Origin of the sequence: Heyndrickxia sp. NPDC080065 (assembly GCF_050281185.1) — a bacterium.
In the GTDB taxonomy this organism is placed as follows: Bacteria; Bacillota; Bacilli; order Bacillales; family Bacillaceae_C; genus Heyndrickxia.
The window spans coordinates 134,294-152,344 of sequence record NZ_JBNNWS010000006.1; the positions used below are offsets into that span (position 1 = coordinate 134,294).

General features: G+C 35.7%; 10 protein-coding genes. 8 read left to right on the forward strand and 2 right to left on the reverse strand.

What is annotated here, in order from left to right:
- Positions 1 to 208 precede the first annotated feature (208 nt).
- Complete coding sequence (locus ACQKP0_RS08725; RefSeq protein WP_427405438.1) at positions 209 to 1,999, forward strand: sensor histidine kinase; 1,791 nt, start codon at positions 209 to 211, stop codon at positions 1,997 to 1,999.
- Positions 1,992 to 3,500 carry a response regulator transcription factor gene (locus ACQKP0_RS08730; RefSeq protein ID WP_427405439.1) on the forward strand — a complete coding sequence of 503 codons (1,509 nt, stop codon included), beginning with the start codon at positions 1,992 to 1,994 and terminating at the stop codon, positions 3,498 to 3,500. The genes ACQKP0_RS08725 and ACQKP0_RS08730 overlap by 8 nt, the downstream gene beginning before the upstream one ends.
- Before the next feature lie 47 nt (positions 3,501 to 3,547).
- Here ACQKP0_RS08730 and ACQKP0_RS08735 read toward each other — a convergent pair whose 3' ends face one another.
- Positions 3,548 to 7,435: an endo-beta-N-acetylglucosaminidase gene (locus ACQKP0_RS08735; protein WP_427405440.1), complete on the reverse strand. Its 3,888-nt coding sequence runs from the start codon at positions 7,433 to 7,435 to the stop codon at positions 3,548 to 3,550.
- A 406-nt stretch (positions 7,436 to 7,841) separates the two neighbouring features.
- On the opposite strand from ACQKP0_RS08735, the gene ACQKP0_RS08740 reads away from it, so the two are divergent.
- Both ACQKP0_RS08740 and ACQKP0_RS08745 read left to right on the forward strand, forming a co-directional pair.
- Complete coding sequence (locus tag ACQKP0_RS08740; RefSeq protein WP_427405441.1) at positions 7,842 to 9,254, forward strand: glycoside hydrolase family 1 protein; 1,413 nt, start codon at positions 7,842 to 7,844, stop codon at positions 9,252 to 9,254.
- 20 nt (positions 9,255 to 9,274) lie between these two features.
- Positions 9,275 to 10,195, forward strand: a complete 921-nt coding sequence (locus tag ACQKP0_RS08745) for an ROK family protein (RefSeq protein ID WP_427405442.1) — start codon at positions 9,275 to 9,277, stop codon at positions 10,193 to 10,195.
- Between the two features lie 81 nt (positions 10,196 to 10,276).
- Here ACQKP0_RS08745 and ACQKP0_RS08750 read toward each other — a convergent pair whose 3' ends face one another.
- Complete coding sequence (locus ACQKP0_RS08750; protein WP_427405443.1) at positions 10,277 to 11,086, reverse strand: alpha/beta hydrolase; 810 nt, start codon at positions 11,084 to 11,086, stop codon at positions 10,277 to 10,279.
- 552 nt (positions 11,087 to 11,638) lie between these two features.
- Between ACQKP0_RS08750 and ACQKP0_RS08755 the strand changes: the two genes are divergently transcribed.
- From ACQKP0_RS08755 to ACQKP0_RS08770, 4 genes are all read left to right on the forward strand, one after another.
- Positions 11,639 to 12,643, forward strand: a complete 1,005-nt coding sequence (locus ACQKP0_RS08755) for a LacI family DNA-binding transcriptional regulator (protein WP_427405444.1) — start codon at positions 11,639 to 11,641, stop codon at positions 12,641 to 12,643.
- 106 nt (positions 12,644 to 12,749) lie between these two features.
- The gene (locus tag ACQKP0_RS08760; RefSeq protein WP_427405445.1) at positions 12,750 to 14,471 is read left to right on the forward strand and encodes a glycoside hydrolase family 13 protein; all 1,722 of its coding nucleotides are present in this window, start codon (positions 12,750 to 12,752) and stop codon (positions 14,469 to 14,471) included.
- A 258-nt stretch (positions 14,472 to 14,729) separates the two neighbouring features.
- Positions 14,730 to 16,388, forward strand: coding sequence for a glycoside hydrolase family 13 protein (locus tag ACQKP0_RS08765; RefSeq protein WP_427405446.1), 1,659 nt, complete (start codon positions 14,730 to 14,732; stop codon positions 16,386 to 16,388).
- A 307-nt stretch (positions 16,389 to 16,695) separates the two neighbouring features.
- Positions 16,696 to 18,009, forward strand: coding sequence for a sugar ABC transporter substrate-binding protein (locus ACQKP0_RS08770; protein ID WP_427405447.1), 1,314 nt, complete (start codon positions 16,696 to 16,698; stop codon positions 18,007 to 18,009).
- Positions 18,010 to 18,051: the final 42 nt, after the last annotated feature.

Genomic DNA, 18,051 nt, shown 5'->3' on the forward strand with positions numbered 1-18,051 from the left:
CGCAACAAGATCTACCAGAAAAACGCGGAAAGAAGTAGATCAAGAGGGAAATCGCAACAAGATCTACCAGAAAAACGCGGAAAGAAGTAGATCAAGAGGGAAACCACAACAAGATCTACCAGGTTTTTTATTCAAGTAAAAATCGATTAGGATTTTGAAAACAGCCAAATAAAAAACAATATGAATAATTGGGGAAAACGAAGCGGACATGAACAGAAAAAGACAGTTTAATCAAAAAATATTTAATAAACTATTTTTAACCTCCTCCTTAACCATAATTGTGACAGTCATTGTCCTCATTGTTACGATTACGAACTATTATTCAGATATCATCATTCAAAAGGAAGTCAATATTAATACTAGGACGTTGGAAAGAGTAGAAGATTACTTTTCTAGTAAAGATGCAGATATTAATAGAGCAATAAGAGATCTTTACGTTAATGGGGATATCATTGATCATATTTCCTTTGTACTCCACAATGGCTATGAAAAATATTTAGAGTATCGCTTAGATAAATTCTCTAAAGACCAATGGTTCCTTCCGAGAAATATTGAAACATATTTTAATGGCTTTTTTAGTCAAGATAGTGATATTAATGCTATTAGTTTACGTTCGTCGGAAAATCCGTCTATTGAATATTTGTTAGTCAATAATAACATACGATGGAATAAAAGCATTGTTGGCCATCCACCAAAACCTAATTTGTATATTTCACAAGGCATGCCGAACCTATACGAAGAAAGCATGTCAATAAATCGGAGGTTAAAAGATACGATAACGAAAAAGAGAGACATTTACAACCCAGTAACACTTAAAAAAGTAGGTGAATTTTCCGTTTTTTACACGACAGACCGTTTAGACAAAATTATTAAAAAGCATGATGGGGCACCCGCTTCTTTCTTTTTGATCGATGCTGACGGAAAAATTATTTATTCAGTAAATAAAGGTGTTCCCCCTGAAATTTTAGATAAGGTAAATCCTGAAACAAATGAAACGAAAATAAAGTGGGAACATGAAGAGTATTATATTAATTCCCTGGCAAATAAGGGTGATTTTACATATGTAAGTGTAATTCCTGATAAAGGATGGCTGAAGTTATCAATACTAAGAGGAACAATGTGGATCGTTATTATATCTCTCATTATCATTTCCATATTAATATCTTATTCATTTATGCGAAATTATTCGAGGAGAATTAATCAAATTGTATCCACTATTCGCCAGGTAGAGAAGGGAAACTTAGATGCACGGATTCCGGAATCAAAACACGAAGATGAATTATCGAGGATTGCTGTCAATATTAATTCGATGTTAAATGAATTGAATCATAATATTGAACAATTTTACCTGCTAAATATAAAGCAGCAGCAGGCGGAATTAAAAGCACTTCAAGCGCAAATAGATCCACATTTTTTATTCAATACGCTAGAGGCTATACGGATGGTAGCTGTCGTAGAGGGTTCAAAAACCTCTAGTAAAATGATTTTTCATTTATCGAAACTTTTTCGTTATTCATTAGAATCGAAAGACATGGTGCCTTTATATGTTGAAATTGAAAATGTGAATCAATATTTAAAATTGCTTCAGCTTAAATATCCGGATAAACTACATGTTCATTTTGATATTCCTAGTGATGTTGAACAAACAATGGTTCAAAAATTAATTCTCCAGCCCATTGTGGAAAATTACTTTATACATGGTTTTAAAAAGGACCGGAACGATAATGAGTTATCCATACGTTCCACTAAACTTGGCGATAAAATCGAAATACGCATCGAAGATAATGGCAAGGGGATGACGGAAGAGGAGTTATCCAACATTGTTAATCATATCAATCGTGAGGATGGGGAAGAAATGAAATCAATTGGTCTAAGAAATATTCATCAACGTATAAAATTGAAATATGGAGATAAGTTTGGGATTTCCCTACATAGTGTGTATAACCAAGGTATGATTGTTACTATATCCATTCCAATGCAGGGATCTGATCATGTATAAGGTACTGCTTGTTGATGATGAACCTTTAATTACGAAAGGGCTAAAAGCACTGATAGATTGGGAGGATTACGGGTTTGAAATTGCCTATACTGCTGAAAGTGGGGAAGAAGCCCTTGCCTATCTAAAAGAGAATCCAATCGATATTCTTATAACAGATATTTTAATGGAAGAAATGTCTGGTTTGGAGCTAATTAGTGAAACGAAGAAAATTCAGCCACAGATCAAATGTATTGTACTAACAGGTTATCAAGAATTTGAATTTATAAAACAAGGGTTATTATTAGGAATTGAAAACTACTTAGTAAAACCTGTAGATGAAGAAGAATTATTAACCACCGTCCAAAATATCGGCCAGAAATTGAATATTGTGACAGGTGGCGAATCGACTCGGGAATTAACAACACTGAAGGATAATATCTTATGGCGTTTTATGAACGGAGAAATAGAGAAGTGTGATTGTCTTGAAAGATTATCATTATATCATCTCAAATTTAATCAACAGTATTATAATGTCTCTATTTTAAATTTTGAACATTATCAAAAGGCTAACGTTTCAAATGAAATAAGGAATTTTATTGAAGAACATTATTCAGCAACATGTATTTATAGCCCAAATCAAGAGATCATTATTATTTTTGGAAGTACGAGTGAAGAAGATTTGTATACATCGAACCAAAGCCTTGTCAATCATCTGCGTGATGGACAGAATGAGGCAGGTATTTTCTATTTATCTATGGGAAAACCAGTTAAACTGATAGATGAATTTGAAGAAAGCTTCACCTATGCAAGAGAATATAGTTTACTTCAACTTTATTCAGCGCCTAATGTGCTTATTTCAGATAGGCTATCGATTGATAAACAAGACGAATTAAAGAAACAGCAGGAATTTAAAGAAAATATCGTAAAACATCTCGTTCAAGGAGATGAAGAATCATTACAAATGATTGATCTATTCTTTCAAGATTTTACGGAGAAAACAAAATTTATATCACCACAGGTGGTCAAAAAATACACATTTGATTTAATGTCTTATATCCATTATTCATTAAAATCAGATGATCATCTGTCCCAGTATACAGCAGCTGTAGAAAGAATCGTTTATAGCTCTGATAGTCATCAGATGAAAACGATTTTGCAGGAGTATTGCAATGAATTAATTTCTTCTATTAATAATCAAGTGAATTTGCGTAGTCCAATTGTCCAAAATGTTCTAGGGTTTATACATGCTCACTATGATGAAGGGCTATCATTAAAAACATTGGGTCAACAGTTTCATGTAAATGCGATCTATCTAGGTCAATTATTTCAAAAAGAAATAGGGGTTGTCTTCTCAGAATATCTTAATCGCTACCGATTGGAAAAAGCTAAGGAATTACTTAAAACAACGCATTATCGTGCCGGTGAAATTGGAAAAAAAGTAGGTTATTCTGATACCGCTTACTTTTATAAACAGTTCAAGAAGAATATTGGAACGACACCTAGCGAATGGAGAAAAATTTGACAAACACTCCTATTCAAAAAGGAGTGTTTGTCATAGGATCAATAAGATCAAGGTGTCATCGTTTCGTTTGAAACAATGTGTTCCAGCATAGAGATTACTTGCGCAGCGTCAGCTTTATCGATATGCTTGTCAGATTGTTTTTTAACCCAATCTATTAAACTTTCAAGTGTTTTATATCCATTATTACGAGATTGCTCGGCTTGTTTTTCTTTGCCTTGTTTTGTGAATGCCTCTGCTTTTTTGAAATGTTTCTCAGCGTTTTCCAACTGAACAAGTAGTGCATTCCGAATGCCTGTTGGTTCGATCTTAGCCCGTTCCACTAATTCTTTTACATTTTTGACCTTTGCTATAACGTTAATTTTTAATGACCCTACTTTCTTGTCTTTTGTCAAGGATTTGTAGGAAACCTGATGTGTACCAAGTATTGTTGTATCTACTGTTTTCGTTCTCTCATTTGATGGATTAGTCACTTGGGCTAACAAATTCAAATCAGATACTTGTTTGTTTATATCAAAATCGTCTGCAAGAAATTTTTTATCAGCTAGGGTCAAATAATTGTTTCCCCGGACCGTTACAATAGGCAGAATGGTTAATGGATCAAACTCACCATTGTTGCTATTCACTTCTAAACTGATCGTGTTGTTCTCAAAATCCCCAATATAGACAATAGGTCTTTGATTACTATAATCAACATGACCAATCATATCGGCTAATGTCCGTTCTGGAGTACCTTCTGTCATATCAAACTTAGCATTTGATAGATCAAGGGATATAAGCTTAGAAAGATCAGATAAATGGTTATATGTTAACTTTTCAATAGCAGTATCGCTGAACGATGCCGCCTGAAGGTTTGTTAACCCCGAAACGATAACCTCTTTCAATTTCAAATTACTTGAAAACGTACCTTTTTTAATCGTTGTTAACCTTGTACTATTTGTAAGGTCGATACTACTTATATTCGTCAGCAAGGAAATACCAGTTAGATCACTTACATTTGAATTGGATAAATCCAATTTACCGGTAAAATTAAATAGATCTTTTGTAGTATCGCCAACTTGTTTTTGTATGGCTGCAAGCAGTGCTGTATCAGGAATCATAGTGGAATCAATTTTCTTAGGCTCTCCATAAAAGTATGTTGCAGGCTCAGACTTATTCCCACTATAGTCTTCAAGAACGATTGTGACTATGCCTGATGCCGATGGAAGCTTAATATTTTTTGATGGTGTACTTGAATTCAAATAACTTTTTCCTCTAGTTCCGTATAGAGTATTGGTTGTATATTCATTTTGGAAGGTTAATGGTTTCCCATCCACATATGCATAGATTCGCCACCAATCCTCTTGTCTTGGAGCGTCGAGACTCATATAGTAAGTTGTTCCACTCTTGGCAACATCTATTTCACCATTATATGGTTCAATATATACATCCTTGAGTTTGCCCGTGTAAAGAATAGGTTCTCCTTGCTTGTTATCGGTACCGACTACAGATAGAGCTAGAGTATATTCCGAACCATCTGCCATAGGAACAATGATTTGAGTTGAGGTAGTTCCCTTTTTAACAGTCTTTTTAAACTTTTCCTTATTGGTACTATTATTAAATGAAACCTCGATGTTGATGCTAGAATAATCAATATCAGGGTTTTTCCAGCTAATATCTAGTGTGCCTGCATTTGCTGATTGCAAAAGATTCCCGCTTGGAGTCAAAGCTTCTTTTACAGTTAGATTACGAACCTTTGTCGAAAAGTCATAGCTTGTTGTTGCAGGTAAGCTCTCAGTTTTGTCTGGACCAACAGCCTTTAGCTCAAGGTTTACGATATCTTTTTCACCATATAATGATTTGATATAAAAGGTATTTCCATATGTCCCGCCAAGATAAACTCTTTTACCATTAGACAGGTTGGCGTACAAGTTATATAGTTTTACTTTACTGTAGTCCTCAATATCCCAGGTAACGATCATTTCATTCGTATCAAATGCTTTTTTCACTGTAAAACCTGTTGGAATATCAGGTGTAGCAACTGATCCATTTGTCATTTTGATTTCTCCAATGTTTATTTGGTATTTTTCAATGACAGAACCTTCTTCTACTCCAAATGATAAGCCTAGTGCTGCAACTTCCTTCCCTTTAAACTTGCTTAAATCAAACTCTTTAGTGACCCAAGACTCTGATTTCTTATTCGCATCTGGGACACTAATATATTCAATCTTATTAGGTTCGTCCTTGAAGATTAAACCTAATTTCATTTCAGAATGATCCGTTTGAGAAGGTTTATTGTAAGTAATTGATAATTTGCTGTTTGCAGCTATATCTAAATTCGTTTTATATAAATGTAAGAAGTTATCAGCATCAAGCTTCCCAGTTACAACAAGAGAACTTCCTCCATCATAAGCACCTACTTTAGTATAGTCGTAGGCTTTTGTATTGTATTTTTTACCATAATCAAAGTCTACTGAAAGTTTGTTCTTACTCGTTGTATCTATCCACCATTGCCATGTTGGAAGAATATCTTGCAGGTTTATATTTGACCATTGATGATCATTTGCTACCTCACCTTTTTGATAATACTCCATACCATGTCCTGTATTAAAGTTTGTAAAGAATGTTGAACCGTTGATGACAGATCGTTCGCTTGCGAAATGAGCTACTCCAACCCATCCACTCGCATCCTTAGCATCAACATCAGGTCTCGAATATCCAGGTTTTTTTCCTGTATTTGTCGGATCCATTAAAACGCCTGAATAGTACATTCTTTCCCGTTCTGCAATCATCCATTGATTTTCAGCTTCTTCTGCTTTCCGTTCAAGATGAAGCTGGATAAAGTCACTTGGAGTGAACAAAGCTACGCTTCCTCTTAGATTCCCGGTTTGATCAAGTAAATTTTCAACGCCACTTGCAGATCCATGTGAACCGCTCAACTCTCCTTGGGCAGCTTCAACTCCGAAGAATACTTGTTTAAAAGGGTCAATTCCCTTCTTAGCAGCATGTTCTAAAGACGTCTCAATCCGGTTTGATCTAAACCAATCGTAATTAACAAAAAGAGAGCTGTTTACGGTACCATATTGGTTATCCTTAATCCAATGGCTGTTATTTTCATTTAGCTGATTTTGATATTGTAAATTTCCATTTGGTAGAATGGAGTCATACCATTGAATATAAAGACCATTTTCAATTAGATATTTTGTAAACTGCTTATAGATCGGGACATCAGCAGTAGGAACTGTCTCTTCTAAATTAATGAAGAAACCATCAAAGCCGTAGTATTTTGCAAATTCATTTAGTTTCTTCCCAATTGGAAAATCGCCATTCTTGTCCTGAACAATCATTTGTTTAGGAGCTTGCCCGGCACGAGGCAGGAATACACAACCAAGAGATTTAACACCATTTTTATGTGCTGCATTGGTATAGGCAGGGTTAGGTACATTGATAATACCGAATTCAAAAAATCGCGTCTGCCAAGGACCTTCAGGATCATAGAGACTCTTCGGTACATCTTTCGTCACTACTCCATGCCATGAAGCATAATAGTCTGTGTATTGCCAAAAATTGAATTGATATTGGCTGAAATCGTTGTTATATGGTAATCCTTCAAAGAACGAGTTCCCGTAGTCTCCACCCATAACTAACATTTCTGCCTCTGATTTAAGATTTGGTTTTGCCTGTGTGGCTGTTAATGGTTCATTTCGCTCTTGTAGAGGAACATTGGCACGCATTAACTCTGCATATGGATCTGTTTCAGGAGACCAATTCTCAAGATCATAAATACGTTGACCAACCATACGAGGTTGATTGTCTCCTACTGCAGCATCACCTTTATATGGCCAAGTATCAGCTAATACAGTACTTGCACCAATAAATGCTGTGTGAACCAACATTAGGATCGTTACAAACAATACTATTGTCCTTTTTACTTGTCGTTTTTTATAGAGGTTGTCCACTATACATATACCCCGCTTTCCTTTTGTAGATGCTTTTTGCTTTTTTCTTATCTCGCAATGGGATATTTGATAAATAGCCACCTCCTTTATATCAAGTAATAAATTTTTGAAATAAAATCATATCAGGCTTAAAATTGATGTAAGCCCTTTCATCCATAATATCAGCAATTTAATTTTTACAATATTGGAAATATTACAGGTTTGTTGGATTTACTATAGATTTATATTTAAACCTCCTTACTTTGGGACTTTTAACATAATATTTTTAAAAATAGAACAGTAAACCTAAATTTTGTTAACTATTATGAAAAGCCAACTTTTTTTAAAATGAAAGTATAGTACCTGGAATCTGGTTTGAATTAGGTTACTCCGCTACAGCAAAAAAAATAGAGAGAGGTGCTCATGAATGGAGAATGAGAAGAATAGGACTAAACTTAGGTATCGTTTTCCCAGTAATTTTTGGTGGGGAAGTGCGGCGTCAGGCCCACAAACTGAAGGGGCAGCATTTACGGATGGAAGAAAATCAAGCATTTGGGATTATTGGTACAGCAACGAGCCGGAATGTTTCCACAATAGCGTCGGTCCTGAACATACATCGAATTTCTATCACCAATATAAAGAAGATATTCAATTGATGAAAGAAACAGGGCATACTTCTTTCCGTACCTCGATTCAGTGGTCACGGTTGATACCGGACGGAGTAGGGGAGGTAAATCAGAAAGCGGTTACTTTTTATAATCATGTAATTGATGAACTAATCGCGAATGATATTGAGCCATTTATCAATCTTTATCATTTTGATATGCCGATGTGTATGCAAGAAAAAGGCGGTTGGGAAAGCCGGGAGGTCGTAGAGGCATATGTGAACTATGCTGAACACTGTTTTCGTTTATTTGGCGATCGTGTCAAGTATTGGTTTACTTTTAATGAACCGATTGTCCCGGTTGAGGCTGGTTATTTATATGATTTGCATTATCCTAATGTAGTAGATTTCAAGCGAGCGGCACAGGTTGCCCATCATACCATTGTTGCCCATTCATTTGCAGTAGAGGCTTTTAAAAAAATAAATGCAGCAGGAAAGATCGGCATTATCCTCAACTTAACACCATCATACCCAAGGAGCGAGGACACGGCAGATGTAAAAGCTGCCCATATTGCGGATTCATTTTTTAACCGCAGCTTCCTTGACCCGGTCACAAAAGGTGAGTATCCAGAGGAATTGGTTCAAATTTTAAGAGATAGAGATTTACTGCCAGTAGTGGAGGCCACTGATTTAGAAGTAATAAAAAACAATCCAATTGATATTTTAGGAGTGAACTACTACCAGCCCCGCCGTGTGAAAACAAAGGAAGAGCCAGTACCTAAAGAGGCTCCGTTTATGCCGGAACATCTATTTGATCCTTATATCAAGCCAGATCGTAAAATAAATCCACATCGCGGATGGGAGATTTGTGAGGAAGTTATTTATGACATTATGATGGATATTCGTGATCATTATGGCAATATCCCATTCTTTATTTCAGAAAATGGAATGGGGGTTGAAGGTGAAGCAAAATTCCGAAATGAAGAAAGTTATATTGAGGATGATTATCGGATTGAGTTTATTCAAGAACATTTGAAATGGGTGCATAAAGGTATACAAGAAGGAGCGAATTGCCTTGGCTATCATCTTTGGACATTCATGGATAACTGGTCATGGACAAACGCCTATAAGAACCGATATGGATTAGTAGAAGTAGACATAACGAACAATTTTAAACGAACGATAAAAAAATCGGGCAGATGGTATAAGCAGTTGTCTGAAAATAACGGTTTCTAATATACGAGGAGGGGATGGCCATGAAGACTTACATGGTTTTTGATATAGGAGGTACGTATATTAAGTATGCAGTAATGAATGATCAAGCGCTGAAACTAGAAAGCGGGAAGATTCCAACTCCTAAAGAAGGATTAGACGTATTTTTGCAAAATATCACTGAAATTGTAACGCGATATGCAAAAGTATTTGATATTCAAGGAATCGCTTTAAGTTCACCGGGTGCTGTAGATGTGAAAAGTGGCTTTATTGGCGGAGCAAGCGCGATTCCATATATCCATGGAGTGTGCATGACAGATCTGTTAAAGGAACGAACAGGTCTGGAAGTATCCATTGAAAATGATGCGAACTGTGCAGCACTGGCAGAAGGTTGGAAGGGGGTAGCTAAAGAAACGGATTACTATATTTGTGTAGTCATCGGTACGGGAATTGGCGGAAGTATCGTGATGAATCAAACCATTTTACGTGGAGCTACACTTCATGGCGGAGAGTTTGGTTATATGATAATGGGAAACCCAGCTAAAGATCCTTTGCAATCTACATGGAGCAAATTGGCATCGACAAATTCTTTAGTTGAAGAAGTTGAAGCAAGAAAATCACTTGCAAAAGGAACATTGGATGGGGAAGAAGTATTCCGATTAGCTGAAGATGGTGATCCAATAGCCAAAGAATGCATTGTTCATTTATATAAAAAGCTAGCAGTAGGCATTTATAATTTGAAATACGCTCTCGATCCGCAAAAAATTCTGATAGGCGGGGGAATTAGCAAACGGAAAGAAGTAATAGAAGGAATCAATCATGAATTAAAGCAATTGAAGGATGAAATCTCTACTCTAGATATTTCGGTTGAAGCCTGTCAATTTGATAATGATGCAAACTTAATTGGAGCTTTATTTCACTTCTTGAAGAGGGACGCGGGGTCAGGTCCCGCGTCCCACGTATAGACAAAAAAAGCCAACATTTAATTTGTTGGCTTTGTTCTATTCTACAATTATTATGAATAGTCCCCCATAAACCTTCATATATTATAGTTTGTCTTGGCCTGGGACAATGGACCCGGCCCTGTGTCCCAAAAGGTAACTTAAAATAGATGGTACTCTTTTTTTCCAGGCTTTTTCGTTATGAATCGCATCTTCAGCTATTACAAATTTACTATTCTTCACTTTATTCTTTAGTATTCTATATACAGATTTACTGGATTCGACATATTTTTGACTATCAATACTTCCAGTAGATTCTTTTGTTCCGATGTCTAAATAAAATTTCTCGATACTAGACAAATCACTATTTTTAATAAAATCCTCAATTTCGTTTTGATTAAACCAAAAAGCAGATGAGACTGCGGCTATTTTTCTAAAAATAGATGGATATGCACATGCAGCATAAGTAGAGATTAGACCACCCATTGAACTTCCTGCCATAGACGTATCATCCGGATTTGTTCTGTATTTATGGTCAATCATAGGTTTTAATGTATGAACGATAAAGTCAATATATTCCTTGCCTTCTCCACCGATTTCTTTATCCTCAGTTGAAAAGATTTCACTCATAGCGGAACTTTTCCAAGGAGAATACTCATCTAAACGTTTGTAGCCTTCACTACTGCAATCTATGCCAACAACAATTAATTCAATCCTACTCTCTTGCAGGTATTCCGAAATACCCCAAGATATCCCGTAACTAGCATCTTCATCTTTAAATAAATTTTGCCCATCATGCATATATAAAACGGGATAGATTTTATCAGAATCTGCATGATAATTAGTTGGTAAATGAACCCTCACGGTCCGTTTTCTATCAAACGGTGTTATGACTACTTCAAAATGTTCAATCATTAACATTCTCCCTTATTTATTTTTTTATTATTCAGGAAATTATAAAGTATTAACATTGAGGATAACTTTCTGAAAAGCGAGGTTTACGTCTAGCTCCAGCGCCTATCGGCTAGCGGATTTCTCCGTCTTCTCACTACGATAAGTCAACATCGACTCGTCCCTCGCTGTGTCTCCTTTATCTCAGTCGAAGACTACGAAATCCGTACGCCGATTAGCAAGGCGCTTGCGCTTTTGTTCTTATCATATCATCTGGAAAAGAAAAATAAAGAAAAAGTGGGACGCAGGTCCCATGTCCCAGGTATAGACAAAAAAAGCAAACATTTGATTGTTAGTTTATTTTCTACTCTAAGATTATTATGAATGGCTCCCTCGAACCTTCACTCATTATAGTTTGTCTCGTTTTGGGACAATGGACCAGACCCCGCGTCCCACGAGATGATAAATGTGGACTTGAAATTTATTGACTAATAATTCGCATGATTAGTATAATGAAAGCGTAATAATAGAAAACGTTTACTTTATAATTTTAAAGATATTGGTGGATTGGGAAAAATGAACCCTACAATAAAGGATGTTGCAAAAAGGGCAAATGTTTCGATTGCAACTGTTTCAAGAATATTAAATGACAAACCAGGTTTTTCAGAAAAAACAAAAAGAAAAGTATTAAAAACAATTGAAGAATTAGGATACTACCCTAATGCCATCGCAAGAGGGTTAGTGAATAAAAAAACACAAACAATCGGGGTGCTGATTCCAACCGTATCAAATCTGTTTTCTTCAGAAATTTTAAATGGTATTGAAGATTACGCCAATGAAGAAGGTGTTAGTGTTATTGTTTGTAATACTGCAAGTGACGGAATGAAAACGATAAACTATCTAGAGGTACTTGCTGAAAAGCAGGTTGATGGGCTTATCATTGTAAGTGAGTCTATTAAAGAAGGCTTTTACAAGGCGATAACTGAAATGGGTGTACCGGTCGTTTTAGTTTCAACGATTTCGTTTCAATACCCCATTCCGTATGTAAAAGTAGATGATAAACATGCTGCTTTCAGTGCTACAAATTATTTAATTAAAAAAGGTCACACTAAAATCGCTATGATTACTGGGAATAAAAATGATCCTATAGCAGGGATACCAAGAATTGAAGGGTATAAATCCGCGCTTGTTTCAAACGGAATTCCAGTACAGGAGGATTATATTTTCTATTCGGATGGATTTGCCCATCAATATGGAATTGAAGGTATGGAAGAACTTTTGAGAAGAAAGCTGGACTTTACGGCTGTTTTTGCAAGCAGTGATGAGCTTGCAGTCGCCGCTATGTCTGTTGCTTATAAAAACGGAATAAAGATCCCAGATGAATTATCCATTATCGGATATGATAATACGAAGCTAGCAGAAATGATTATTCCATCTTTAACAACCGTTTCTCAGCCTCTTTATGATATGGGATTAAAAGCAGCTACAATGTTGTTTTCGATAAAAGAAAAAGAGGATATGATTGAAAGTCGTATTATGCCACATGAAATTATCGAAAGAGAAACTGTGAAAACTATTTGATAGTTTCTTTTTATTCTAAAACGTAAACGTTTACGTTATAAAAGCTGTGTGAGGTTAAAATAAGCATTCCATTTTAACACATACAAAATATTAAGGAGTGGAGTAATTGTTTAAAGAAGCTATCTATCACCGTCCGAAAAATAATTATGCTTACGCCTATGATAAAGAGACGTTGCATATTCGCATCCAAACAAAAAAAGACGATGTCCAAAAAATTACATCGCATTATAAAGATCCTTTTGCATGGAATGGCATCGGACTTGAGCATACAACAAAACCAATGAAAAAGGTTGGTTCGGGGGATTTATTCGATTTTTGGCAGGTTGAGATCAAGCCGCCTAATAGAAGAATTGAATACAGTTTTGAATTGTTTGATGGAAATGAGACAGTTTTCTTTAGTGAACGAGGATTTTTTCGAACCTATAAAGAAATGAAAAATCCATTTAAGTTTCCGTTCTTAAACGGCATAGACGTCTTTGCTGCTCCAGCATGGGTAAAAGAAACAGTTTGGTATCAAATCTTCCCTGAACGGTTTGCAAATGGGAATCAAACAATTGATCCGGAAAAGGTGTTGGCGTGGGGAAGTTCAGAACCGGAACCAGACAATTTTTTTGGTGGTGACCTAGAGGGTGTTATCCAGCATTTAGATCATATTGCGGAGCTCGGAGCTACTGGAATCTATTTTACACCACTCTTTGAGGCAACAACCAATCATAAGTATGATACCGTGGATTATATGAAAATTGACCCGCATTTTGGAAACAAAGAAACTCTAAAACGGTTAGTACAGGAAGCACATAAACGGAATATACGCGTTATGCTAGATGCTGTATTCAATCATTGCGGTTATTATTTTGCTCCATTCCAGGACGTTTTGAAAAATGGTGAACAGTCCCGTTATAAGGATTGGTTTCATATTAAAGAATTTCCAGTGGAAATAAAGCCTGTACCAAATTATGATACCTTTGCTTTTACGCATATGATGCCAAAATTCAACACAGAAAACCCCGAAGTGAAGGAATATTTATTAAATGTAGCTCGCTTCTGGATTGAAGAATGTGATATTGATGGTTGGAGACTAGATGTCGCAAATGAAGTAGACCATGCGTTTTGGAGAGATTTCCGAAAAGTGGTTAAGGGTGCAAAACCAGATGCCTATATCCTAGGTGAAATATGGCATGATAGTATGCCGTGGCTCTTAGGGGACCAATTCGATGCTGTAATGAACTATCCTTTTACAAATTTGGTTATGGATTATCTTGCAAAGAATGTAATTACTCTTTCCGAATTTAAAAATGGTTTACAAGAATTGTTATTTGACTATCCAAAGTATGTGCATGAGGTGGCCTTCAATTTATTAGGCAGCCACGATACAGCACGAATTTTACATGAATGTAAAGAAGACAAAGACAAAATGAAGCTCCTATTCCTATTTCAATTAGCGTTTTCGGGAAGTCCTTGTATCTATTACGGAGACGAAATTGGAATGTCGGGAGAGAATGATCCGGGATGCCGGTCATGTATGATTTGGGAGGAAAAAAATCAGGATCGTGAGTTATTCCATTTTGTAAAAACACTTGTCGGGCTGCGGAAAAACTATAAATCTCTTGCATTGGGAGACATCGTTTTTCAAGACCGTGATGATTGCCTAGTATTTGAAAAGCACTATGAAGATGAAATTGTTTATGTTGTTATCAATAATAGTGATTCACCGGGTACCTTTGCATTTGATCATCGAGATTTATCGTGCTTATTAAATAACGGAAAAGTCATCGATGAAACTTCTATATTTCTACCAAGCAAAGGATATGCGGTTTTTACAAAATAACTTTTTGAAAGATTTAGTTCAGACGTGAGATTTTATTGGGGTTTTGAAGGTAAATTTTTTAGGCTCTTTTCTAATACTTTGTTGCTATCTAACAAAGTAAAAATCTAGTAGGATTTTTACTGTTAATCTTGCACTTATATAAAAAGTATGGGGTGAAGAAAAGAGCACGAGACCAATTTAATTAAGTGTTGGAGATGTTTACGAAAAGCAACAATCTTTACGAAAACAGCCATTTTTTAAAGCGAAAGGAGTTTATTAATGAAGGGAACATGGTGGAAGGAAGCGGTTGTTTATCAAGTTTATCCTAGAAGCTTTATGGATTCGAATGGTGATGGAATTGGCGATTTGAAGGGGATTACTCAAAAACTAGATTACCTACAGGAATTAGGAATTGATGTTATTTGGATTTGTCCAATGTATAAATCACCAAATGATGATAATGGCTATGATATCTCTGATTACCAAGATATTATGGATGAATTTGGATCGATGGAAGATTTTGATGAGCTATTAAATGAAGTACATAAAAGAGATATGAAATTAATATTAGATTTAGTCATTAATCATACCTCTGATGAGCATGCATGGTTTATCGAATCCCGGTCATCTAAAAATAATCCGAAACGGGATTGGTATATTTGGAGAGATGGTAAGAATGGTAAGGAGCCGAATAACTGGGAATCTATTTTTGGAGGTCCTGCATGGAAATATGATGAGAAAACAGACCAATATTTCATGCATATCTTCTCCACTAAACAGCCGGATTTAAATTGGGAAAATCCAGAGGTTCGCGAGGCTCTATATTCCACGGTCAATTGGTGGCTGGATAAAGGAATAGATGGCTTCCGGGTGGATGCGATATCCCATATTAAGAAGCGCAAAGGATTTCCAGATATGCCGAATCCCGAGGGGAAAGAAGTCGTACCATGCTTTGAAAACATGATGAATGTAGAGGGAATCGACAAGTTTTTGACTGAATTCAAAAATAAGACTCTTGCAAAATACGATATTATGACCGTTGGTGAGGCAAATGGGGTTAGTTTAAAAGATGCTGATAAATGGGTAGGCGAAGAAAACGGTTATTTTAATATGATCTTTCAATTTGAGCATCTTGGACTGTGGAATAAAGGCACGGATGGCGGATTAAATATTCATGCGTTGAAGGAAACATTAACAAAATGGCAAAATGGTTTGGAAGGTAGAGGCTGGAATGCATTATTTTTAGAAAATCATGATCAACCTCGAAGTGTTTCTACATGGGGGAACGAGAATTTCTGGAAGGAAAGTGCGACTTCTTTAGCAGCAATGTACTTTCTTATGAAGGGTACTCCTTATATTTATCAAGGGCAGGAGATTGGAATGACAAATGTCCAGTTTCCATCTATAGATGATTATAATGATGTCGGTATGATTAATTTTTATAATATCGAAACGAAAAAAGGTAGAGATCCACAAGAAATTCTTGAAATTATCTGGAAGAATGGTCGTGATAATTCCAGAACACCGATGCAATGGGATGCATCAAAAAATGGTGGGTTTTCGAAAAGTGATTCAACCTGGTTTGGAGTTAACCCGAATTATGAGACGATAAATGTTAAGTCACAATTGGAGGATCCAAGTTCTATTTACCATTTCTACAAATCTTTAATAGAGTTACGTAAACGTTTTAAAACACTTGTTTACGGGAAGTATGATTTGCAGGATAAAGATCATGAACAAGTTTATGCCTATACGAGAACATTGGGAGACGAGGTTTTTCTTGTTTTAGCCAATCTCACTAGTGAGCAAGCTTTAATTGAAATGCCATCTACCCTAATAGGGAAAAAATACGAATTAAAATTAGGAAATTATGAAAGTAAAGAAGAATGGTCTAATCATTTAAAACCTTATGAAGCGAGAATTTACCGTTTCTATTGATTATTTAAGTTTGCCGGGTAATAATATTCGGCATATAAAATATGAAAACGATTACTAAATAGAATTTACAAAATGAATAAAAAAATAGAAACTTTTAAAAAATATATTCCAATAGATGGACATACTATGTATAATGAGAAATACATAGAGTAAACGTTTTCTAAAGTTACTCGATTTTAAAAAGTATTTATTAGAAATCTTTAACTGTAGTAGTTTAATAGTCTAGGAAATATTTTTTTAGATAGTATAGTAAACGTTTTCTCAAACAATAAATGCATTATTTATTTTAAATTAAGGGGGAAATGGAATGGTTATGAAAAAGGTCTTATCTGTATTAACGACTGGTGTACTAATGGCGGGATTAATGGCAGGTTGTTCGAAGCCTGGTGAAAGCGCTGGCACAACCAAAAAAGATCCTGCGAAAGCCAATACAGAGGCAGTAGAAGCCATTCAACCTGAAGAAGGTGCAAAACTTCTTCTTTGGGATAATGGTGGTTCTGAAGGTAAATGGGCAAAAGCAGTTGCAAAAGAATTTACAGCCAAATATAACGTTCCCGTAAAAGTAGCAGAAGTGAGTCACACAGATGCTGCTGCTAAATTAAAAACGGATGGTCCTGCTGGACTTGGTGCAGATGTATTTGATTCAGCTCATGACCATTTAGGGGAATTAGTAACTGCGGGTCTAGTTCGTACAAATTATTTCGCTCCTGAATATAAAGGGAAATATTTAGACCAAGCATTGGAAGCTTCTTCATACATAAATCCTGATACAGATAAAAAAGAATTATATGGTTTCCCAATAGCTGTTGAAACATATGCATTATTTTACAATAAGAAATTAGTTCAAGAACCAGCAACTACTTGGGATGATCTACTAACTCAATCTAAAAAAATTACAGATAAAAAACAAAATAAATTTGGCATCATGTTTGAGCCTAGTAACTATTATTTCTTACATGCCTTTGTTGGTGGATATGGCGGTTATGAGTTTGGGGATAATGGTACAAACGCAAAAGATATTGGCTTGAATAATGATGGCGCTGTTAAAGCAGGAGAATTCGTTAAGAAAATTCATGATGAAGTTCTGCCGCTTAAAGCTGAGGATATTACAGGAGATGCAATTGGTTCATTATTTAATGAAAACAAGTTGGCGTATAAAATTACAGGACCTTGGGATGTAGAAGGTTTGAAAAAAGCGAAAGTTGATTTTGGTGTAGTTCCACTTCCTAAGTTAGACAACGGGGAACCTCCTAAAAGCTTCATGGGAGTTAAATCTTATTATGTAAGTGCCTATACGAAATATCCTAAAGCAGCTACACTTCTTGCTCAATTTGCATCTAGTAAAGAAATGGAACAAAAGCGTTTTGAAATGACTGGACAGTTACCAGCTGAAAATACTGTATTAGATAGTGATGTAATTAAGAATGACTCAATTTTATCCGCTTTCTTAGAACAAGTAAAAGTTGCGACTCCAATGCCTTCCATTCCTGAAATGCAGTCTGTTTGGGCAGCAATGGGTACTGCATTCACAACCATTTGGAATAAAGGTGCAGATGTGAAGCAAACATTGGATAATGCTGTTAAACAAATCCAAGATGGTATTTCATCAACACAAAAGTAATCTTTGATCGTTCATTTGAGCTGTTACTCATTCGGGGTAATG